Annotated in this window: 15 protein-coding genes and 3 pseudogenes; 8 read left to right on the top strand and 10 right to left on the bottom strand. The window is 67.5% G+C overall.

The window, feature by feature from the left end:
• Position 1 precedes the first annotated feature (1 nt).
• Genes drmB through DER29_RS29685 form a run of 3 tightly spaced genes read right to left on the bottom strand, consistent with a single transcriptional unit; the run spans position 2 to position 7,082 of the window.
• Positions 2 to 2,005, bottom strand: coding sequence for a DUF1998 domain-containing protein (drmB, locus tag DER29_RS29675; protein ID WP_233600240.1), 2,004 nt, complete (start codon positions 2,003 to 2,005; stop codon positions 2 to 4).
• Entirely contained in the window at positions 2,002 to 5,703 is a 3,702-nt protein-coding gene (drmA, locus tag DER29_RS29680; protein ID WP_121400993.1) for a DISARM system helicase DrmA, read from the bottom strand. The genes drmB and drmA overlap by 4 nt, the downstream gene beginning before the upstream one ends.
• Positions 5,700 to 7,082 (bottom strand): type IIL restriction-modification enzyme MmeI, encoded by a 1,383-nt coding sequence (locus DER29_RS29685; RefSeq protein WP_158619100.1) that lies wholly within the window; start codon positions 7,080 to 7,082, stop codon positions 5,700 to 5,702. The genes drmA and DER29_RS29685 overlap by 4 nt, the downstream gene beginning before the upstream one ends.
• Positions 7,083 to 7,092: 10 nt before the next feature.
• Between DER29_RS29685 and DER29_RS34330 the strand changes: the two are divergent.
• A pseudogene (locus tag DER29_RS34330) lies at positions 7,093 to 7,509 on the top strand (IS5 family transposase); the annotation flags it as partial.
• A gap of 244 nt (positions 7,510 to 7,753) precedes the next feature.
• Positions 7,754 to 8,719 carry a hypothetical protein gene (locus DER29_RS29695; protein WP_121400996.1) on the top strand — a complete coding sequence of 322 codons (966 nt, stop codon included), beginning with the start codon at positions 7,754 to 7,756 and terminating at the stop codon, positions 8,717 to 8,719.
• A 49-nt stretch (positions 8,720 to 8,768) separates the two neighbouring features.
• Here DER29_RS29695 and DER29_RS29700 read toward each other — a convergent pair whose 3' ends face one another.
• The gene (locus tag DER29_RS29700) at positions 8,769 to 9,932 is read right to left on the bottom strand and encodes an IS110 family transposase (RefSeq protein WP_121396795.1); all 1,164 of its coding nucleotides are present in this window, start codon (positions 9,930 to 9,932) and stop codon (positions 8,769 to 8,771) included.
• A 366-nt stretch (positions 9,933 to 10,298) separates the two neighbouring features.
• Between DER29_RS29700 and DER29_RS35695 the strand changes: the two genes are divergently transcribed.
• Genes DER29_RS35695 through DER29_RS29715 form a run of 3 tightly spaced genes read left to right on the top strand, consistent with a single transcriptional unit; the run spans position 10,299 to position 12,235 of the window.
• Complete coding sequence (locus DER29_RS35695) at positions 10,299 to 11,099, top strand: hypothetical protein (protein WP_233600241.1); 801 nt, start codon at positions 10,299 to 10,301, stop codon at positions 11,097 to 11,099.
• 60 nt (positions 11,100 to 11,159) lie between these two features.
• Positions 11,160 to 11,651: a winged helix-turn-helix domain-containing protein gene (locus tag DER29_RS29710; RefSeq protein ID WP_199729604.1), complete on the top strand. Its 492-nt coding sequence runs from the start codon at positions 11,160 to 11,162 to the stop codon at positions 11,649 to 11,651.
• A complete protein-coding gene (locus DER29_RS29715; protein ID WP_233600243.1) occupies positions 11,630 to 12,235 on the top strand; it encodes a transposase in 606 nt (201 codons plus the stop codon). Before DER29_RS29710 ends, DER29_RS29715 begins: the two co-directional genes overlap by 22 nt.
• Before the next feature lie 100 nt (positions 12,236 to 12,335).
• Here the strand turns inward: DER29_RS29715 and DER29_RS29720 are convergent, their stop codons facing one another.
• Both DER29_RS29720 and DER29_RS29725 read right to left on the bottom strand, forming a co-directional pair.
• Complete coding sequence (locus tag DER29_RS29720; RefSeq protein WP_158619102.1) at positions 12,336 to 12,662, bottom strand: STAS domain-containing protein; 327 nt, start codon at positions 12,660 to 12,662, stop codon at positions 12,336 to 12,338.
• Positions 12,659 to 13,177 (bottom strand): ATP-binding protein, encoded by a 519-nt coding sequence (locus DER29_RS29725; protein WP_121400998.1) that lies wholly within the window; start codon positions 13,175 to 13,177, stop codon positions 12,659 to 12,661. Before DER29_RS29725 ends, DER29_RS29720 begins: the two co-directional genes overlap by 4 nt.
• A gap of 235 nt (positions 13,178 to 13,412) precedes the next feature.
• Here DER29_RS29725 and DER29_RS29730 point away from each other — a divergent pair, with 235 nt between their 5' ends.
• Together DER29_RS29730 and DER29_RS29735 are read left to right on the top strand one after the other, a co-directional pair.
• Entirely contained in the window at positions 13,413 to 14,357 is a 945-nt protein-coding gene (locus tag DER29_RS29730) for a hypothetical protein (RefSeq protein ID WP_148710132.1), read from the top strand.
• An 840-nt stretch (positions 14,358 to 15,197) separates the two neighbouring features.
• Positions 15,198 to 16,664 (top strand): annotated as a pseudogene (locus DER29_RS29735) (NF041680 family putative transposase).
• Here the strand turns inward: DER29_RS29735 and DER29_RS29740 are convergent.
• A pseudogene (locus DER29_RS29740) lies at positions 16,655 to 17,509 on the bottom strand (transposase family protein); the annotation flags it as partial. The pseudogenes DER29_RS29735 and DER29_RS29740 sit on opposite strands and share 10 nt — an antisense overlap.
• 246 nt (positions 17,510 to 17,755) lie before the next feature.
• On the opposite strand from DER29_RS29740, the gene DER29_RS34335 reads away from it, so the two are divergent.
• Positions 17,756 to 17,929: a hypothetical protein gene (locus DER29_RS34335; protein ID WP_158619103.1), complete on the top strand. Its 174-nt coding sequence runs from the start codon at positions 17,756 to 17,758 to the stop codon at positions 17,927 to 17,929.
• A gap of 317 nt (positions 17,930 to 18,246) precedes the next feature.
• On the opposite strand, the gene DER29_RS29745 is transcribed toward DER29_RS34335, so the two are convergent.
• The 3 genes from DER29_RS29745 to DER29_RS29755 all read right to left on the bottom strand — a co-directional run bounded on the left by DER29_RS29745 (position 18,247) and on the right by DER29_RS29755 (position 20,394).
• Positions 18,247 to 19,293: a Gfo/Idh/MocA family protein gene (locus tag DER29_RS29745; protein ID WP_199729605.1), complete on the bottom strand. Its 1,047-nt coding sequence runs from the start codon at positions 19,291 to 19,293 to the stop codon at positions 18,247 to 18,249.
• On the bottom strand, positions 19,286 to 19,681 hold the full coding sequence (locus tag DER29_RS29750) for an ester cyclase (RefSeq protein WP_121401000.1): 396 nt from the start codon (positions 19,679 to 19,681) through the stop codon (positions 19,286 to 19,288). The genes DER29_RS29745 and DER29_RS29750 overlap by 8 nt, the downstream gene beginning before the upstream one ends.
• Before the next feature lie 107 nt (positions 19,682 to 19,788).
• Positions 19,789 to 20,394 (bottom strand): TetR/AcrR family transcriptional regulator, encoded by a 606-nt coding sequence (locus DER29_RS29755; RefSeq protein ID WP_121401001.1) that lies wholly within the window; start codon positions 20,392 to 20,394, stop codon positions 19,789 to 19,791.
• Between the last annotated feature and the right edge of the window lie 97 nt (positions 20,395 to 20,491).

Genomic DNA, 20,491 nt, shown 5'->3' on the forward strand with positions numbered 1-20,491 from the left:
TTCAGACGCCCCAGCAGGGTCCGATTTCACGCGCCGACGACACGCAGGAGGTTTCCGAGGCGAAGCTGCAGCAGTGGCAGGCCGCGCCGTGCAGGAAGTCCTCACCGTGCCGTGGTGTGCGTTGCCCGCAGACGGGGTCGGAGGAGCAGCGGGCTGCTCTGCGCAGCGCGTCGAGCAGGAGCCCGTGCAGCCGTTCCGGCTGGCTGAGCGCGACCAGTCCACCGAGGGTGCCCTCGCTATCCGAGGCCGTGGTGCAGATAAGCAGTCCAGCGGCGGCGGGCCGGTCGGGGGTGGCAGGCCAGGCGTAGAGGCGTTCACTGAGGCTGGCCGCGCCGTAACCGCAGGACATCGCCATCTCGCGGATGAGGATGTGCGCCAGGCTGTGGATCAACCAGTAGCGCGGGGCGGGGAACCGGGTGTCGGGGTCGATCTGGGCGGCGGTAGCGGAGAAGCGTCGGGAGAAGTTGTGTCGGTGGGCTTCGCGGTGCGCCCGCCACAGCGCGGTGGGCAGGATCTGCGCTTCCCAGGCGGCGACGGCGGTCTCGTCCAGTTGCAGGAAGATGCCTTCGCCGCGGTCCTCGGTGGCCGGCACCCAGGTGGGTCGGCCGTCCCGGGTGAGCTTGACGAGCCGGCTTGCGAGGTCGTTGACCCGGTCCATCTCGTCGATCCGGGTGAAGCCGATCACCGCGTTGACCTTTTTCATCCGGTTCACGGCGATGACCCGGTGCACTTGCTTCGGGAGGTCGGCGGCCGTGGGCATCTCGGTGACCATCAGTCCGCTGGAGTCCTGCTGCTGCGCGAATAGGCTCGGCTTCTGCAGGTAGTCCCACTCCGGCACAAGCAGCTCGACCGGGTCCCAATCGCGTAGCCTCTCCCGGCGCTCCTCCTCTGACGGGGGTGGGGCGAGTGCCTCGACCGCCGCCGCGGTCAGCTGTTCGTCGGTGACTCCGGCGATATCGCACTTGTGCGCGACGAGAAGCGAACGAAGCACCTTTGGCAGGGCTACGTAGTCGGCCAGTTCCTCCGGAGTCAGGTATGTGCGTAGTTTCGTGGCGAGCGCGGCTTGCTTCTGCTCCTCGGTGCGGGGCATGACGATGATCGACTGGGTCGAGGCGAACCAGAGGTTGGACGCGCCCATCATCATCAGCGAGGTGTCCAGCCCGCATTTGGGGTCGAAGGCGTTCAGGTGCGGATGCCGGCCCCGGCAGGTCGGTAGCTTCCGTTTGCCGGCCTCGCCCTGCGCCTCGCCCATGCCGCGCCGCTGTTGGCAGCGTTCGCAGGTGATGACCGCGCCGGCTCCCTGACCGATGTTGCTGTCGCGCAGTTTCAGGTCCGGGTGCGGGGCAGCGGGGCAGCTTCTGCCGCGGTGCACCCATAGCGCGTACGGGAACTCGTCGAGGTGGCCGTTGGCGCAGGCGAGCAGATAACGGGCGGGCACCGCCGGGCTGCGCCTGGCCTTTCCCTTCGCGGGAGCCTTGGCCTTTCCCGTCGCCGCACCCGCAAACGTACGGCCGGGACAACTTGCGTGTTCGAAGGTCGCCAGGTCGGACCGGAACGGGTGGGTGTTGGTGTAGCTGAACCGCGACAGCGGCCCGAGGTAGTCGCAGCCGGTGCACCGCAGCCACTGCGGGAACACCCGGGCCGGGATGCCGAGGTCGGAGCCCTCCTGTGACATCGCACGAGCCTTTGGCTGCCACGGGAAGGGCCGCAGTTGCTGCACGCGGGACCCGAGGTGAAGCTGAACCACCTTGAGTAGCCGTGGCTCTTCGATCGTCGGCACGGTGGGCCGCCGCCGCCAGATCGGCTCCCAGTCGTCGAGGCCAGCCGGCATGATCGAGAACTGCGGCAGGTCCATGATTGAGCCGACGCCATAGGTGTAGAGCAGTGACGATGGGCGGGCCGAGCCGACCTTGGCCCGGTTCTTGACGTTTGACTGCTCGCTGTCGGCGAGTGGGTCTAACGGCTGCGCCGACTCGAAGATCATCTGCCCGTCGTCGTCCGTCACTCGTCTTCTCCTTCGGGCAGCTCCCACGACGGCGCGTCGTCGGGTTCGACAACGAAGAGCCGCTCGGCTATGGGGCTGACCAGCAGGTTGATCTCCGGCTGGACCTCCCGCATCGAGTGCGCGACGACGAACGGCGCGCGGTCCGGCTGACCCTGGTGTGCCTTCGCGTTCTCCGGGCTGATCAGCAACGGCAGGTAGCTGTCGTTGTCACCGGTGCGCTCATACACCAGGGTCTTGCTAAGTTTCCCGGCGTACTTTCCCCGAGCGTTCCACTGGTCCAGGCGGTTGATCAGTCGCTGGTGCGCCTGCGCCATCAGGTCGTCCAGCTGGGCCGCCGGCCGGATTCGGGCATAGAGCCGATCGACCAGGGCGGCGAGAGCATCCTGTTCGTCACGCACCCGCCACGCCGCCCGCTCCGGCGACAGCCCGTCGTCGCGGTGCGCCTGCAGCACCCGAGCCGCGCTCACCAGCACCCCGTCAATGCCCCGGTCCAGAGCCGTCGGCGAGAACGGGGTAACCGACAGCGCCTCCACCTGCGCGTAAAACGTCTCGTGGTAGTGCCGGAACTGCTCGTAGTGGGCCAGGTCGCGGGGCCGCGCCCAGTTCCCGAGCGCCACAACCAGACCGGGCCGACCGCAGTCCTCACCCGGACGGCCGACGTCGCGGCCCACCCGCGAGGACGCCTGGATGTACTCGGCGGTGTTCTTCGGCTGCCCCACCACCAGCATCAGCCCGAGCCGCTGCACGTCGACCCCGACCTGCAGCATCGAGGTGGCCAGCACCACGTCGAACGGGTCGGCCTTCGGCCGCTCCATCCGCCCGCCGGCCTCCTGCTGTTCGAGCCGCTTCCGCATCGCCGCGGTGGTGGCGTAGTCGGGGTCGAACTCCAGGGCCAAGTTGTCCAGGGTGCGGCCAATATCGACTGAAGCGATGCGGGAGGTCAGCTCGCCGGTGACCAGGCGCCCGTACGAGCCGAGCCGCCGTGGGAAACCCGATCCAGGGCGGGGCTGCCGGACCCGGTTCTGCACGTCGTCGGCCATGTAGCGGGCCATACCGGCCAATTCACGGGTCGCGTTGAAGTAGCCCACCAACGTCATGTACGGATCGGCGGCCGACCCACTGCGGTCGAACAGCAACTGCCCCGCGAGCAGCAACACCTCGGCGACCCGGATCTCCGCGCTCGACAGCCGCACTCCCTGCGCACTCACCCCGATGTAACGCCGGCCCGGGGTGGTCGGCCCGATCGGCAACTCCCGCGAGAAGTACGTGTCCGCCACATCCAACACCTGCGGCGGGAAGATCTGGACGCCGCGCCCGTACAGCCCTCGCACCTGATCGTCCGCGCGGCGCACGGTGGCCGTCGACGCCACGATCATCGGCCGGACCGGCTCGCCGTCGGCGGTCTCCCACGATGCGAGGGTCTCGACGGCCACCTCGAACAGCCCCACGGCGGTGCCCAGCGCCCCGGTGATCAGGTGCAGCTCATCCTGAATGATCAGATCCGGCGGCCGGAGCCGTCCCACCGGCCGTACGGTCGCGGCGGGCAGGCCGGGCTCAGCCTGGTGACCGGTGGTCACACTGCAACTGGCGTAGTCCGGGTGAACGTAACCGTGCCGACCGCAGTACCGGCCGACGTAGCCGAACAGCGACGCCGCCTCACCCTCGCGCGCCAGCCGAGCGAACTTGTCGACCGTCGCGATCACGAACGCCGGCGGCATCCGGTAGATCTCCTCGTCCACCGTCAGCATCGGCAGGCCCTCATCCACCTGACCGCCCTTGGCGAACGGGCACTGCCCCATATCGTCGCCGCAGAAGACCAGCACCCGCCGGGTCGTCTTGACCGGCTTCACGTTCGCGGCGCCGATCGGGCTGCCGCACCAAGGGCACCGCTGCACCTGCAACACAGTCAACCGGTGCCCGCCGTACGCGTTGGCCTTACGCAGCTGCTCATCCGCCTCGTCCCACCGCTTCGGGCTCACGTCGGTGCCGACCCACAACCCGATCCGAAACGGCTTGCTACCCCAGGTTGCCTCGTCCCGGCGGCGGACCAGCTCCGCCGCACACACCAGCGTGGTGGCCCGCTGGAACTGCTGTGCGGTGAGCAGCCGCAACGTGTACCGCATCAACACGGCCACCCCGTCACGCCCGTCCAACGGCCCATCGGAGGACGCCACCACCTGCTGCCGACGCCGGATCGCGAACGTGTACGCCGCCAGACCCAGATACGCCTCGGTCTTGCCACCACCGGTCGGAAAGAACAACAACTCCACCCGCGACAGCTCGCCACTGCGCGCCGCCGCGGTGGGGACGGTCAACGCTGGCAGCTGCATGAGGATGAACGCCAGCTGGAACGGCCGCCACGACGACGGCTTCTCCCGCTCGTCGGCCTCGACCTGATCGCGGGCGTCGTCGAACGACAGGCTCGGGTCGGAGCTACGCAAGGCCCCGATCCGGGAGTGGACCCGCTGGTCCCGCATGACCTCGTTCATGAACCGGAAGCACGCGAACGCCTCCGGATCAGCCACCACGTGCGCCAGACCGTCCGACAGCCGCTGCTGTGCCGCGCGTGCCTCGTCCACGACCTCCTGGGCCAGGTCCCGCAGATGCTCGGGGAGCTGTGCCGCCTTCGCGGCCTCACCGTCGAGCCAGGTCCGGTACCCGTCTACCAGCGGGGCGAGCCCGTCACGAACCTGTTCAGGGCTGGCCTTGGCCAGTGCGTCCATGGACAGCAATGCGCCCGTGACCGACCGTGCCTGCGTCTGCGGTGTCTCCGCGACCGGCAGCCACGTCGTCCACACCGCCGTCGCCTGCCGTGCTCCCGGCTCCGCCCGCCAGTCCACCGAGCAGGTCCGCCCGACCGCGAACTCCAGCCGGTTGCGGTACTGCAAGTGCAACCGGCGCATCTCGTCGTCGTGCTCCGGCCACTCCTGCTCCATGACGTCACGCACCGGCAGGAACACCGCCGCACCGTCCGCATCGACGTGCAGCTTCGTCTGGAACAGCCACTCGTGCACCGGGATCGTCGGCGGCGTCTCCCGGTCATTGACCAGCGCGATCTCGATCAACCGCCGACCGAAACGCGCGTCGTCGTAGGCATCGATTCGCAAACAGATCTGCCCGGTCAGCACACGCGTGTACGTCCGGCCCGACGTCAGCTCGGCCACCGCAATCTTCTCGACGATCCCAACCGGCGTGCGCCGATACCGCCGCACCGCCCGGCCCCGCTTGTCGACCTCACCGGTCTTCACACTCTCGTAAGTGCCCCACGACGCGGTCACCGTGAACTCCGCCAGATCGTTCGGCACCTGGAACCGCAACCCCATCGACGACGGAATCATCAGCCCCTGTTTCGGAGCCTTGTCGTCGGCATCATCCTCCTCACCCTCGACGTCGCTGCCGTCGGCAGACTCGGCCGGAATCCCACGCTGGGCATGAAAACCCGCCGCATCAGATCGGATGCCCACCAGGCCATACCCGTCCTCAGAGCCGGCCAAATCAGCATCGGGCTCGGTCAATTTCACCGGCGCGATATGCCCCACCAGGTACAGCTGGCGCGGGCTCACCGCCAACAACTCCTCCGGGCCAGCTGACGGCCCGAGCAGCTCACGCTCCAGGACGTCGACCAGATTCTCCCGAACCGTGTACGAGGTGCCATCCGGCTCGTGCGCGAGCCGGAAACCCGGTACCGAGTCAGTCACAGCAGCGACTCCTGGCCCTCGTGGACCACCGGCTTTCGCTGGCGGGCAGCGGCCTTCTTTGCCACCTTCGGCAGCTGCGCCGCCGCGCGGCGCAGATTCTCCGCGAGCAACCGGTCCAGGATCTCAACCCGCGCCGCCGGACTCACCGTCCACCGCGTCATTTGACGGTACGTGTGGAAGCCATGCTCCAGCGGCACCTCCGACCAGTCGTACGCCGCCATCACCGCCTCGTCCAGCTCGACGTGAATCCGCCGTAACCGGGCCACGTCCGCGTCGTCGCCGTCAGCGACCCCTGGGTCGTTGACCAGGTTGTACAGCTTGGTCAACCCGAGACCACGCCGCAGCATGACTTCCCGCCGCTCCACGTCCAACACCCGCCCCGCCTCCGCCAACTGATCCGTCGGCTCTGGCCGCGGGAATGTCATGAACACATCCGAAGGTGAGTAGTTCACGTCCGCGCGCATTGTCGAGCCGTACTTGATCGCCCACATCTGATGCAGACTCGACGACAATATCGCCTGATCCGCGAACGAATCGGTCGCAAAAACGCCGAGCTTATGGCTGAAGACCTGGCCGGTCGGCACCCGCACCGGCATCACCGACTTGCTGACCAGCGCAATTACCAGCACCTCGTCCAGCCCTACGATCGCCTTCCGCAGTCCAGGGGCATTTTCGGCGAACTGCCACCACCGATCTCTTCGTACTGCACGCATGTTCCGCATTCGTTCTGGCTTGACGAGTTGGTGGACTCGCTCGAATGGCCGCTGATAACGTGCGGCGCAGGTCTCGCAGCGGTTGTTGAAGTCGATGACCCAGCGGGAGGCAGAGCTGTCATGGCGGGAGTTCAGGTCTTCGCCGTTGAGGTAGGGAGATAGCACCTCACGGTTCCTGTCGTCCTCGGCAGTCCACGTGTGTGCTTCGTCCGACTCCAGCACGAACCCCATACCTAGCACGTAGCAGCCACCGAAGGCAATGCTCTCGTTTTCGATCAGCCGGGCCGGGGCTCCGTCGACCTGCCCGGCGGGCTCCAACAACGTGGAAATACGCGGAACAATGGCCCCGTCCGCGACGAGGTCGGCGGCGTCGGCAACAGGGCCGCGGGTGCCCCAGACTGCCGCGTACTCCAAGTTGGCGCTGGTCGAAGGCCAGGCGGCGCTTTGCACCGAGCGGGTGATCGTGAACCCTTCCGCGACGATCCGGTCGAGGCCGATCTCACGGCTGTCGCCCTGCGCGATGGTGTTCGTGCCGATCAGCCCGATCGTGCCGGCCGGCCGCACCAGGGCGTTCGCCCGTAGCAAGAAGTACACGACCAAGTCGGCGTTGCCCCGGGCACCTGCGGCGACCTGGTGGACGAACCAGTCCCGGACATTGGCTCCCATCGCACCGGTGATCCACGCCCTGTCCGAGCGCGGCGGGCTCCCGCTGTCCGTCGGCGTGTCCGCCGCGAACACCCACGACAGCCGCTGCCTGGAGTCTCTCGTTCAGGCCATCCCCGCCGTCAAGTCCCGGCGCGGACCCCGCCGACGACGCCCGAACAAACTGCACGCCGACAAGGGATACGACTACCCGCACCTACGCCGCATGCTCCGCGCCCGCGGCATCCGACCCCGCATCGCCCGCCGCGGCATCGAATCCCCCCACCGCCTTGGCCGACACCGATGGGTCATCGAGCGGACCTTCGCCTGGCTCACCGGCTACCGCCGGCTGACCATCCGCTACGAACGCGACCCCGGCCTGTACTGCGCATTCGTCACCCTCGCCGCCGCCCTGACCTGCCACAAGCGCTACCTCAAACTCACCACCTGAGACACGCTCTTAGCCACGGCCGCGATGCCGGCCGTACGGGCCAACTGGCGCACCGTGCGGGGTTGTGTCCTGCGGAGGGCTGGATCTCCACCCCGAGTGTCGCCTCGGTCAGATGCTTGGAGAGTTCGCGCACCGCCAGCTGACGTGCACGGATCCGCCGAGGAAGAGTGCGTTCAGCGGATCGGCTCTCAGTTGACGGGCCGGTCCCGGCGGTGCGCCCCCATCGGCAGACCGTCATGTCAAGATGACGCTCGCGATGAGAACTGACGTGGAGCGTGATCGGGCCAATCTCCTGCGGCGACTGGAGGTTCTGAAGCTGCCGGTCGCGCCGTTGCAACGCCACGGATTCGTGATGCCAGCGCAGCCAGCGGACACGATGCGGGAGCCTGAAGCGGTCTCCGTAGGTCCCGACGGCACCGCGTTGGCCGTGTGGCGGTTTCGCGAGGGCGTCAATCGCAAGCAGGTGACGTGGCATGCCCCCGGCAGGCGACGTGTCCTCGGTGCTGTCGATGTCGAAACCGACCTGCAGGTGAGATTCGTGCAGCCACTGCCCGAGGGGCGCGTGCTCCTGGCGGCTGCTCGGGCCCGGACCAGCGAAGCCAACGCCGAGGTATGGAGCAGCAGCGGCGATCTACAGCACCGGGGCCACCTCGGCGACGCCATCGAGGACCTGCTTACCACCCCCTCCGGCAAGGTGTGGGCCAGCTATTTCGACGAGGCGATGGGCGGATGCGGCCCCGAAGGCCGCGGCCTCGCGCGCTTCAACAGCGACCTGACCGTCGATTGGCTGTACCCGCTGAACTCCGGGCTGCCCTACATCTCGGACTGCTACTCGCTCAACGTCGCCAGAGAAACCGCATACTTCTGTCCCTACACCCACTTCCACATCCTCTCCGCGACCGGCAGCCAGGTGACTGACTGGGGACCATCCCCGTACAGGTCTGCTCACCACCTGTTGCGACGCGGCCCGGATCTCGCTCTGATCAGGGGATGGGGTCCGGAGTACGACGTCGCGACGATGCTGCGGATCAGCCGAGACGACCAACCTCAGTTGGGTGCGCAATGCCGAGTCGTGCTCCCTGACGGCATGGAGACCCGCGGATTGCAGTACATCACCCGAGGCGGAGAGCTGCACGCCTTCATCCGATCCACCTGGTATCACACCGACCTCGACAGCCTGAGCACCGCAGCGGCCGGCACCGGTGTGTAAAGGGGCCGAGCCCACCCGATCCGGCGTCCGCTCATGGCACCCCTTTATGTCAAGGCGCCGCTGACACCAGGGGTTTAGGGTGGTTGGTGGCGGGTCCGGGAAGTGGCTTGTCCGAAGGGCCGATGTCCGGGGTTAGGTCGGTCACGCTGGATTGCAGAGTCGTCCCCGAGTGCCCTCCCGGATCCGCCGCCTGCCTGCGTTTGTGGTCGGTGATCATGCGGGCGTAGACGACGTTGGACAGTCGGCGTTTGAGGGCGCGCATGGCTTCCATGGAGGTCTTCCCGGCGGCCTTCTTCGCGTCGAAGTAGGCGCGGCCTTCGGTGCGGTTGCGCAGCTGGACGACGGCCATGATGTGCAGTGTGCGGTTGATGCGGCGGTTGCCGGCGCGGGAGAGTCGGTGACGCTTCTGGTCGCCGGAGGAGGCGTCCAGCGGGGCGGTGCCGTTCCAGGACGCGAACCGGTCGCGGTCGGCGAAGCGGCGGATGTCGCCGACGTCTGCCAGCAGCCGGGCTGCACCTGAGGGGCCGATGCCGTGCAGGTCCATCAGGGTGGAGCTGCGGGCGACCACCAGTTCCTTGAGGTCCTTCTCCGCGGTCTTGATCTTCTTGTCGATGCCCTCGAGTTCACCGATGAGCTCGACGGCGAGACGGCGCCGGGTCTTGCCCACGATGTCGCGGGGTTTGATGGTCGCGATCAGCGCCCGTGCCTGTCGTGCGGACAGGAATTGCTTTGCCCCGCCGGGAAAAAGCTCCAGCAGCAGCCGGTGCAGCCGGTTGATGGTCTGCGTCCTGGCGCGGCCCAACTCGTCGCGACGGTCGACCAGCATTCCCATCACCTGCAGGTCCGGGTCGAGCTGGACTTGCACGAGGTTCGGGGTGCGCAGTGCGACCATCGCGACCGAGTGCGCATCCACCGGGTCGGTCTTGCGGCCGTTGCCGCTGGCGAACACCCGCACCTGCGCCGACAGCTTCGCGGGTACGTCGAGCACCGTCTCACCGTCATGCAGCAGGCGGTGGGCGATGTGCTTGCCGATGCCGTTGCAACCCTCGACCGCCCACACCCGATCGGCGTACTGGCGGCCGGCGGCGAGCATCTGCGCGTAGCCGGTCTTGTCGGTGCCGTACCTGCCCACTGCGAGCACCCGGGCACGTTCGTCGACGACCTCGATGGTGGCCGAGCGCTTGTGCGGGTCCATCCCGATGATCACAGACATCGGCGCCTCCCTTGGCTGAACCGGATGGGGTTGTCAGCAAGGAGGGCACCGCTACTTCGAGCAGGACAAACCCCTTTCCAGCCTCTCCTCGCGCGGTGCCCGGCGAGACCGCAGGCCATGAGAGAGCCACACCAATGACACCGGTGGGCAGCCGCAATGTGGGAGCGTCTCGCCGGGCACCTGGACCGAGTCTGGCCGGACATCGATCCTGAACCAAGTCTCTAAGTAGCCGCCGATCGGGCGCGCGGGCCAGCCGCGAGCCGTTGCCCCCGGTGGCCGGCGACTTGCGCCGTCGGCATCTGGAACCAGCCGAGAAGTGCGTTTCGGGATGCCAAGGATGGCACGACGGCTGAGAACATCAGGATCATGACTACCTTCCGGCTACTGCGGCAGACGAACCGCTGCTCGCGATTCGCTGAAGTCACCGTCGAGGTCAAGTCATCGAGTAGGCCCGAGGTTGAGGTGACCACTACCGCCGCCGCCGAACACCGACGGGAAGCCGACCTGGGTGCTCGATGGGCATTGCGCGGCCTCTCGGAAGCGGCGAAGATCACCGTGACCGACGTGGTCACCACGCAGATCGACACAAGCATCGGGGACGTCTACGAGGCCACCGCCCATGCCGTGTGGCAGGCGCTGGGCGTCGAGCACCGCGCGCCGTACGTGGGGTTCAGCGATCTTCAGATGGTCGCGTCGTGGTTGAACGACATGGCGGGCCGACGGCTTGACGCCGTGACGGAGGCTCGGCACTGGTACGAGGGACGCCGCGAGCCTGACGCCGAAAGCCTGCTACACGCGTGGCTGTACTTCGAATACGCCATGCCAGTCGGTCTCCATGGTGTCGGTGACCAGTTGATGCTGGCAAAGGAGGAGCCGTACCGCTCCTACGACATGGCCGACCACGGGGAAACAAGGGTTGGCTCGGCGCTACATCCGGACGTCTTGTCCAGGTTCGTTGGGGCCAGGCTTACCGACGGCGCCGTGATCGTCGGCCCGGATGGCGAGCTGGTCTGCGCTGGTCTGGTACTGCGGTTCGACAACGGTGACCTGGTCGTCGGCACGCTCTGCGACGAATGGGTCCTTGCCGCCGGCTCGGTGCCAGCGGCCGCGGCCCCCCACTGGACCATGCAACCTTTCGTGCCCGACGCGAACCGGTACAGATCTTGAATGGCCAGGTTTGTCCGATGTGGTCTGTGTGATGGCCTTGGGCTGGGGTAGATCGATGGGATGAGGTATCCCGATGGAGGTGGGTTGTCCGCGCGGGGGCGGGCGAAGCGTGAGGCGGTGCGGCGGCAGGCTGCCGGGTGGTTCGCCGAGGATGTGTCGGTGCCGGAGATCGCGCGCAGGCTGCGGGTGTCGCAGACGGCGGTGTACGGGTGGCGCAAACGGTGGCGGGCTGGCGGTGAGCAGGCCCTGGCGTCGAAGGGGCCTGGTGGGTCTCGCTGCCGGCTGGATGAGGGCCGGCTGCGGCGGCTGGCCGATGCCCTGGAGGAGGGGCCGGCGGCGCACGGTTTCGGTACTGATCAGCGCTGGACCCTGGCCCGGGTGTCGGACCTGATCGTCCGGATGTTCCGTATCCGGTACACGCTGCGTGGCACGGCAAACATCATGTACCGGTTGGATTGGTCGGTGCAGGTCCCCGCGCATCGTGCGGTCGAGCGGGACGAGGCCGCGATCGTCACCTGGCGGCGGGAGACGTGGCCGGCGGGAAAACGGTAGCGGCGCAGCGGCAGGCGTGGCTGGTCTTCGAGGACGAGGCCGGTCAGACGCTGCGCCCACCGAAGGCGCGGACCTGGGGACGACGCGGCCACACCCCCGTAGTCCCGGTGGCGGGCAGGGGCTCCGGTCGCGTCTCGATCGCCGGGTTGACCTGTTACCGGCCCGGCCAGCGGTCCCGGCTGATCTACCGGACGATCGTGCACCGTGGCCGCAAGAACGAGCGGCGCAGCTTCAGCGAACGCGACTACATCGCCCTGCTGGATGCCGCCCACCAACAGCTCGGCGGTCCGATCGTGTGCGTCTGGGACAACCTGAACACCCACGTCTCCGCCGCCATGCGGCAGATGATCGACGCCCGGGACTGGCTGACCGTGATCCGGCTACCGGCCTACGCCCCGGACCTGAACCCCACCGAGGCAGTGTGGTCGCACCTCAACCGCAGCATCGGCAACCTCGCCGTCACCGGCGTCGACCACCTCCTCGCGATCATCAAGAACCGACTCAAGAGCATCCAGTACCGCAACGACCTACTCGACGGCTTCCTCGCTCACACCGGACTGACACTCGAACCCGGCACAACCTGACCATTCAAGATCTGTAGCGAGACAGGCCCAGTTCGGACAACCCCTAGCGACGACAGACCCGCGTAGTCGAAGGCTCAGCCCGGTACGGAAGGAAAATCCGTCAGGCGCTGGCGGATGAAAGGGCGTCGAGCACGCCGGTGACACCCAGGACTCGACGGGCGATCCTGCTGGGATTGGTGACGACGAGTTGTCTACCGGCTGCCGTTGCCGTGTTCCGGGCGGTGATCAGCGCGCCGATGACAGTCGAGTCAAGGAACTGGACCGCTGCCATGTCGACGTCGACCCGATGCGCCGCGTTGATCGTGTGATTGAGCAGATCCAGGAGGTGGCCCGCTCCGTTGACGTCGATTTCCCCAGACAGCAGGACGATCTGGCGGTCCGGCTCGACGCGAACGTGGTGCTGCCAGCTTGGCTGGGGGTTCGTCACTCGTTGCCCTTCCCAGGGCTGCTGAGACCGTCGTTGTGTCGTGCGGCCGATGACGCGCTGGTGTTGGGGCCGCTCGATGGCTGCAAGCATACGGTGACCGTGGCGGTCACCCCGTCGGGTCGGCGGGTGAGGATGAGCCTGTCGGACAGCTGGTGGGCAAGCCACAGTCCACGGCCACCAGCGACATCGACTGACGGCGGCCGCACAGACAGGCTGTCAGCCGCAGCACCATGGTCGCTGATCTCGCAGATCAGGACGTCTTTCTCACGGCGTAGTTCGATGCGCCCATGGCCGCCGCCGTGACGAACGGCATTGGTGACCAGTTCGTGCACAGCAAGCACAAAATCGAAGCCGGGATCGCCCACCAGACCCGCGGCGGAGACCTTCGCCTCGAGAGCGTGCCGGAGCGCGGTGACAGTCTCGCCAGTGAAGTGCTGCGACATCAGCGATGTGACACCGCCAAGGCGTGCCCGTGCCGACTCAAACCGGTCGGCGGCCCCCGGGACGTCATTCATGCTGGCAGGCTACCGATCCCTTCATGTTCCGCGACCCTTGTTCAACGACAAGCGTCCGCAGGCCACGGTAGTCGCTGCCCGTGTCTTCGCCCGGGGCCGAGTGGCGCTCGCAAAGTCGTGACTGTCATGAGCTGCTTCCACATTGTCCAAATTCTGCGTGTATATAACTAATGGCTTATAGGGTCGACCTGCCTTCTCGATGGGCGGGAGGGCTTGAGTGAGTAGAGGCGAGAACGTGAGACTGATCCGGCGAATTTCCGCCACCGGAGCAACGATGATTGCCGTCGGTGCCGTAGCGCTCTCGAGCGCGACCCCGGCGCTCGCCGCGCCTGGGGATGCCAGCGCCCGTGGCGTCGTGGTCGACCTGTCCGCAGCAGTGGCCGGTGTTCCGGTGGTCGCGGCCGACGTGGTCATCGGCAGCGCGACCGCACCGGCCGGCGGCGGCACGGACACCGAGACCGCTCTGGCGATCACCATTCCCGGCGCCCTCGGCGTGACAGCCTCGGGCACGGTGGTCGAGGTGAGCGCCACCCGGGGCGAGACGGCCTCGTCGGCCAACGCCGAGATCGCCGACCTGGCCCTGGCCGTCCTCGGTACCCCCGTCATCGACGCCGACGTGATCACCGCGGCGGTCAACTGCCCGCAGACCGGCGCACAGACGGCGGACACCACGTTCACGGGCCTGGAACTGTTCGGCGAGCCGGTGGACCTGGTGCCGAACACTCCCGGCGTCACGGCGAGTGCCGCGGTCACGGTCCCGGGGTTGACCGGTGCCGCGCTGAACGCGACGCTGACCAACGTCGAAACCGTCACCGACGACGGCGCCGTCGCCATCGCTGTGCAGGCGACCCTCCGGTTGACCGGCACTGTGGTCGGAGGGCCGCTGCTGGACATCCCCGTCGGCACCGTCATCCTGGCCGAGGCGCGCTGCGAGCGTCCGCTCGGCCCGTCGCCGACCCCGACGCCGACGCAGCCCACCCCGTCACCGACCCAGCCGACCGCGCCCCCCACGGATGACCCGACCCAGCCACCCACGGCCAGCCCCAGCCCGGTCCTTCCCGTGACCGGCGACGACACGACCCGGTTGTGGTGGCTGTTCGCCATCGGCGCCGCCATGGTGACCGTCGGCGGCAGCGCCTCGGTGCTGCTGCGTCGGAGCAGAGCGGCGCATGACGCGTGACGTCAGCACCCTGACGTAGGTCACCGCGGGGGGTTCCGGCCGGTCGGCCGGAACCCCCCGCGGCTGATGTCGGCACCTACCCGGGAAGTATCTTGGAAACAGTAAAATTCGCGCTCCATTGGCATCGCAGGATGAGGGATCGGAACACCTCACCGCCCTTGCTGCTCAGTCAATCGAGATGCAGCTAATTGAAGACCACACCCGGTAGCAAGACCCACAAGGTGCCTTTATCGACTCGCCGCAGGAGCTTCATTGGGTATCATGCGGTCCGCCCATCTCCAGGAATTCAGAGTTAAGTAGACGGGCCTCGAGCGTCGAATAAAAGCTGCCCCGCCAATGGCGCCCTGCCAAGGCGATAACACTTAAATGCTGAGGGCGACTACCAGCAGTGCGAGGGCTCCGGTCAGCAGGGTGATCCCCTCGAGCAGCGCGTAGGGCCGCCACTGGTCGGTGTACCAAGTCGTGACGGACGGTGGGTGGGGCAGGTTCGTTCCTGGCGGCCGGGACATCGCCCGGGAGTTGAGCCCGGGCGGCCCTCCGGAGGGTTGGGGGAGGAGGGGCGGAGAGCCGCCCGGGCGTGGAGGCCGAATGGCCTCTCATTTCTATAGGCGATGCGCAGGCGATCCACATTACATAGATGCGTCACGCTCAATCGCCTCGGAAGGTAACGCCTCGGCTACCGAATGTTCCGGCGTGTTCCTCCTGCGCGCTGGAGAAATTCTCTAACTTGATCTTTAACCTGCGACGGTTGGTCGGTGACCCCGACTGATCATGGGGACAGCCCTTGGTTGATCATTCTTCTTGTCCAGGGAAGATGATCAATAGCCAAGGGCTGTCTCGGTGATCAGTGTGCATGATCCTTATCCGGTTGGTGGCGTCGGGGAGCTGGGCAGGTTCCGGCGGGAGTTCTACGGCTGCTTGACCGTGCGGGCGGATGCGTTGTTCGAGGTGGCCGACGCGGTGTTGTGCGCCGATGGGCCGGTGCGGTCGTTGGTGGAGTTGTCGCTGGTGGGTGAGCACCGCCGCGGCCACGGCGCGTTGTACGAGGCCCTCGCGTGTGGATGGCTGGACATCGACCGGCTGCGCACCGCCCTGGCCGTGGTGCCGCTGCCACGAGCGGCTGACGGCCGGCTCGTGCTGGCGGTGGGCATCACCTGCTGGTTGCGGCCGGACGCGCGTACCTCGCCGCAGCGCGTCCTGTGTCACACCTACGGTCGGGGCAAGGACCAGACCATCATGGTCCCGGGCTGGCCTTACTCGATGGTGGTGGCCCTGGAGTCGGGCCGTAGCTCGTGGACCGCGCCGTTGGACGCGGTGCGGTTGGCGCCCGGTGATGACGCGGCGGCAGTCACGGCCGGGCAGGTGCGAGACATCGTGCAGCGGCTGGTCGCGGCCGGCCAGTGGCGGCCCGGCGACCTGGACATCCTGGTCGTGGCCGACGCTGGCTACGACGCGCCTCGGCCGGCGTTCCTCCTGCGTGATCTGCCCGTGCAGGTCCTCGCGCGGATGCGCTCGGACCGGGTACTACGCCGCGCGGTGCCACCCCGGCAGCCGGGCACGATCGGCCGGCCACCCCGCCACGGCGGCGAGTTCGCCTTCGCTGCCCCGGCCACCTGGGGCGAACCTGACGCGGCCACGATGACCGACACCCGCCTCTACGGCATCGCGCGAGCCCGAGCCTGGGACCGGTTGCACCCACGGTTGACCCACCGATCCGCCTGGGTCGACGCGGCCAAGGTATTACCGGTCATCGAGGGAACGGTCATCCGCCTGGAGGTCGAGCACCTGTCCAGCGGCGCGACCCCGAAGCCGGTATGGCTGTGGTGGTCCGGCGTCGACGCCACCGCCGGCGATGTCGATCGGCTCTGGCAGACGTTCCTACGTCGCTTCGACATCGAGCACACGTTCCGCCTGTTCAAGTAGACCCTCGGCTGGACCTGCCCGAAGATCCGCACCCCGCAGGCCGCCGACCGATGGACCTGGCTGATCCTGGCCGCCTACACGCAACTGCGTCTGGCCCGCGCCCTGGCCGTCGATCTGCGCAGGCCCTGGGAGAAACCAGCACCACCACAGCGTCTGTCACCCGCCCGCGTCCGCCGAGGTTTTCGGCACCTCCGAGCCAAAGCCACCTGCCCGGCCGGCGCACCGAAAGCATCCCGGCCAGGACCAGGACGGCCAGTCGGCCGCCGCAACAGCCACCCCACCCCACGCCACGACGTCCACACCACATCCGGCGCGACCAGCCCCTCGACAGGCAAGGCGAAAACGAAACCGAAGACGTCGAAGTGTTCGCGTCGGCCGTGGTAGCGGGCCAGGATCCGCCAGTTCTTGAGGTGGCCGATGACGTGCTCGACTCGGATGCGCTGTGACGAGTGCCGTTTTCGAGCCGCGTCGTGTGCGGCGATGACGCTCGGCGGCAGCGACTTCTGGCCTTTCCGCGGTTTGGGCCTTGGGATGATCACCGCGCCGGCGGTGTCTGTACCGAGTCCTTGGTAGCCGGCGTCGGCGAGGACCTGAACCCCGATCGGCGTGTGGAGAAGCAGGTCGACGAGGCCTGCGGTCCGTGCCTGGGTGAGGTCGTGCATCGAGCCCGGCCGGGTCTCGCCGCAGAAAAGCAGCCGACCGGCCGGATCGCAGATCACCAGGGCTTCCATCGTGTTCAGCCGGGCCTTGCCGGATACGAAACGGTTCCGGCCCGCCCGGCCCTCGACCGGTCGGCGGACTCGTACCTCGGTGGCGTCCATCAACGCCTGCGGGTGGTGGCCCAGGTAGGCCACCACGTCCGCGAGGGTGCGTAGCCTGACTCCGTCGGGTACCCGGCAACCCCGCTCGGCCAGCAGCGGCCGTACCTCGGCGACACTGCGGGTGACCGTCGAGCGGTGCACTCCGAACCAGGCGGCCACCACGTCATGGGTCAACCCGTGCCGTAGATGCACCAGCGTGGCCAACAGGCGATCCTTGAACGCGAACCGGTGTTTCGCTCCAGCGCCAATCTCACGCCGACGCGTCCGCGCGGCAAGCCGATCGCGGTGCCGGGCCTGCCAGCGCGGCGCCAGCTCCACAACCAGGCCCTCGATCACCAGCCGGGACAGCCCCGTCATCCGACGATTCATCATGATCGCAGCACCAACCATGACAGGAACAACGATCATGGATACCTAAAGATCCGCAACCGTGCACGAGGTCGTTAGATAGGTTCGTGTCCTGTTTGGACGGCGTAGCGACGAATGACGTCTGGTCCGTATTGGACAGTCATGTGTCTCGTTTCCTGCTGCCGCTATGTGTTGTAGATCATACCGGGCTGAGTGCTGATGCGGTGCTGGCCAGAGGAAGGGACAAGCCCGGCCTGTGAGGGGCCGGGCGAGCCGTGGTCAGGATGGCAGTGAGGGTGGGCGCTTGTGCTGTCGGAGCAGGTGCGTGGCGAGGACAGTGAAGTAGCTGAACCCGATGGTGATGCTGACTCACCGGACTACAACCTCCTCGCCCAAAGCGCGGACGACGCGGGTGCCGACGGGCACTTCGACCTCGGCCTCACCGCCATGCTCGACAGCTTCACCCGCCTTACCAGATAGAGACATAAATGCGTTCGTCGTTGCGGCTGGCCTCCGCGATATCGAGTGGGAACACAACCGCAAACGCCGGTCCTCGCAACGGATTGCGGTCAAGCACACCCATCTCGGAACTGCGATGGTGGCGCGTCCTGCAACGCTTCACCCGGCCGCCGCGAACTCCTCCCCGAGACCATCAACGCCATCGTCGGCTTGGTCTCCGACAAGTCCGCCGGACTCACCTGGTAACCCCAGGTCACGCACCATCAACTACTGCGCACGAGGGGTCGTCAGGGTGGAGGGCTTTTCGTTGGCCTGTGGCGGCGGACCGTACGATCGCGTCAAGGAGTCGGTGGCGCTTGACGGGCGTGGGTGAAGTCCGGGGCGATAGCCGTTCTGTGGACGAGGTCGTCCCGAATCGCGGCGTAGGCGTGCACCAGCGTGTGGATCACTGTTCCGGCCAGGCCGGGGTGGTCGTCGTAGCCGCTGGGCAGCGTGACCTTCGTAGGCCGACCGCCGCCGCGTGTGCCACACACCGTGACCGGACCGATGTGCGGGAACTCGGCTGCGGTAATCTCGAGTCTCCCCTCCGTGCCGTCGATGATCAGAGAGAACCCCGCACCCGATGCCGCGCCTCCACGGTGGTGGACGGATAGGACCGCCCCGCCCGCCACGGTGCCCGAGATCGCGATCTGGTCCTCGGCGGTCATCGGAACGACCTGCCCGGTGCGCCCGAGGGGAACCTGGCGGCGCCGGGTCGCGGTCGTAGCAACCACGTCCTGAAGCTCGCCGACGACCATCGACACCAGGTCGATCGCGTGTCCGAACGCGATGGTCAGCATCGTGGCCCCGAGCTTGCGGTCGAGCGTGTAGACCATGTTCGGAGACACCGGAGTGCCCCATTCGGTCGAAGACGCCACGACGGTCGCGGAGAGCACTTCCCCCACGAATCCTTCGGACACGAGGTCGGCCAGCCAGCGGAAGGTAGGCGAGGAGCGTCCCTGAAGACCGACGAAGGTGCGCGTCGTCCCGGCGGCACGCGCCATCTCCTCGGCCTCGCGCAGGTCGACGGCGAGCGGCCATTCGGAGAGCACCGGCACTCCCGCCTTCAGCACGGGCAACACGAGTTCGCGATGCTGAGGCACTTTGACGGCGACGACAACGAGGTCGACGTTCTCGTCGCTGGCGAGCTGCTCGACCGATGTGTACGCGGGTACGCCATACGCCGCTCCTGCGGCCTGGGCCGAGGCTTCGGAGCTCGCCGCCAGCGCGCGAAGCTCGATCCCGTCGACGGCGCTCAGCGCGGGCAGGTGGGCCCCGGCCGCCCAGCCTCCCGTGGCGCTCAGGCCGACGATGCCGACGCCGATCGGCTGACGGGGCTCAGGCACCGAGCTGCCGCCTCAGGGTCTCGGCGTCGTGCAGGGCCGTCATGTGCACGAACCGCCCGTCACGAACCTGATGATAGATGGCGTACTCGACGATCTCGAACGAGGCGCCGGTGGGAGCCACGCCGAGCCACTCCTTGGCGGGCGTGCCCGTGTTGGTCAGACGGGCGGCCAGGCGATCACCATCGACCGCGATCTCCCGGGGCTCCCAGCGGAAGTCCGGGACCGCGTCGACGATGCCGTTCAGCACAGCTATGACCTGGTCCCGCGTGCCCGGCTCGCCATTCAGGGTGGTCTCGTCGTTGATGAACTCGTCCATGCGGTGGATCTCGTGGGCGTTGAGCGCCCCGATGTAGCGCAGGTAGAACTCGCGCAGGTCGGTGTCGGACATGATCCCCTTCTTCGGCCCCCGGAACTTCTGTCCCGAACGGTACCGAAGTTTGGCCGCACCGTCACGGCCCTCATGCGAGGAGAATGTCTCACCGAGGGGTGCGGTCGCTACGCAGGCCAGCCGAGCAACGCCGTGTCGACGATCTCATCGAGCGCGGAAGGACCGAGGCCGTTGGCGGCCTGCACCGCGATGCCGAAACCCATCGTCATGACGAACCGGGCAAGACGTCGAGGGTCGGCGTCGCGCGGAAGATCACCCTCGTTGACGGCGCGCCGGAAGCGCTCCTCAAGGCGGCCCCCCGCGTCGTTGCGCCAGTCGACAAGCAGGTCGTGGACCGCCCGGCTCTCGTCGCTCGACGCCAGCGCACCCTGCACGGTCAGGCATCCCGGGGGGCCGCCGGGAGGGGTCGTGGTGCAGACCGCTCCGCGGAGGAACGCCAAGGTCACAGCCCGTGCGGTGGGCTCCTCCAGTGCGCGCGTGACGTAGGCGGCCGGCCCCGCGCCGTAGCGCTGGAGGGCCTTGCGAAACAACTGCTCCTTGTTGCCGAAGGCCGCATACATGCTCGTCTTGGTGATCCCCATGGCGCCGGTCAGTTCAGCGAGGCTCGCACCTTCGTAACCTCGCGCCCAGAACACCCGCATCGCGCGTTCCAGCGCCTGGTCGATGTCGAATCCTCGAGGCCGACCCATGACGGCCCTACGGGAGTCACCCATGCCACAAGCGTACCCCTCGGTACAGATCTCCGCTGACCAGCAGTTTCATCCTACTCAGGTGGCCAACGCAGTTCAGTACCGATCGGTCTTGATGTGC

It is taken from the genome of Micromonospora sp. M71_S20, assembly GCF_003664255.1.
Lineage (GTDB): Bacteria > Actinomycetota > Actinomycetes > Mycobacteriales > Micromonosporaceae > Micromonospora.

What these genes read in the sequence shown, in the direction of transcription:
- DER29_RS29685 (WP_158619100.1), bottom strand. Translation starts at nt 7,082, where the DNA reads ATGGGAGCCAATGTCCGGGACTGGTTCGTCCACCAGGTCGCCGCAGGT.
- DER29_RS29695 (WP_121400996.1), top strand. Translation starts at nt 7,754, where the DNA reads ATGACGCTCGCGATGAGAACTGACGTGGAGCGTGATCGGGCCAATCTC.
- DER29_RS29700 (WP_121396795.1), bottom strand. Translation starts at nt 9,932, where the DNA reads ATGTCTGTGATCATCGGGATGGACCCGCACAAGCGCTCGGCCACCATC.
- DER29_RS35695 (WP_233600241.1), top strand. Translation starts at nt 10,299, where the DNA reads ATGACTACCTTCCGGCTACTGCGGCAGACGAACCGCTGCTCGCGATTC.
- DER29_RS29710 (WP_199729604.1), top strand. Translation starts at nt 11,160, where the DNA reads ATGAGGTATCCCGATGGAGGTGGGTTGTCCGCGCGGGGGCGGGCGAAG.
- DER29_RS29725 (WP_121400998.1), bottom strand. Translation starts at nt 13,177, where the DNA reads ATGAATGACGTCCCGGGGGCCGCCGACCGGTTTGAGTCGGCACGGGCA.
- DER29_RS29750 (WP_121401000.1), bottom strand. Translation starts at nt 19,681, where the DNA reads ATGTCCGACACCGACCTGCGCGAGTTCTACCTGCGCTACATCGGGGCG.
- DER29_RS29755 (WP_121401001.1), bottom strand. Translation starts at nt 20,394, where the DNA reads ATGGGTGACTCCCGTAGGGCCGTCATGGGTCGGCCTCGAGGATTCGAC.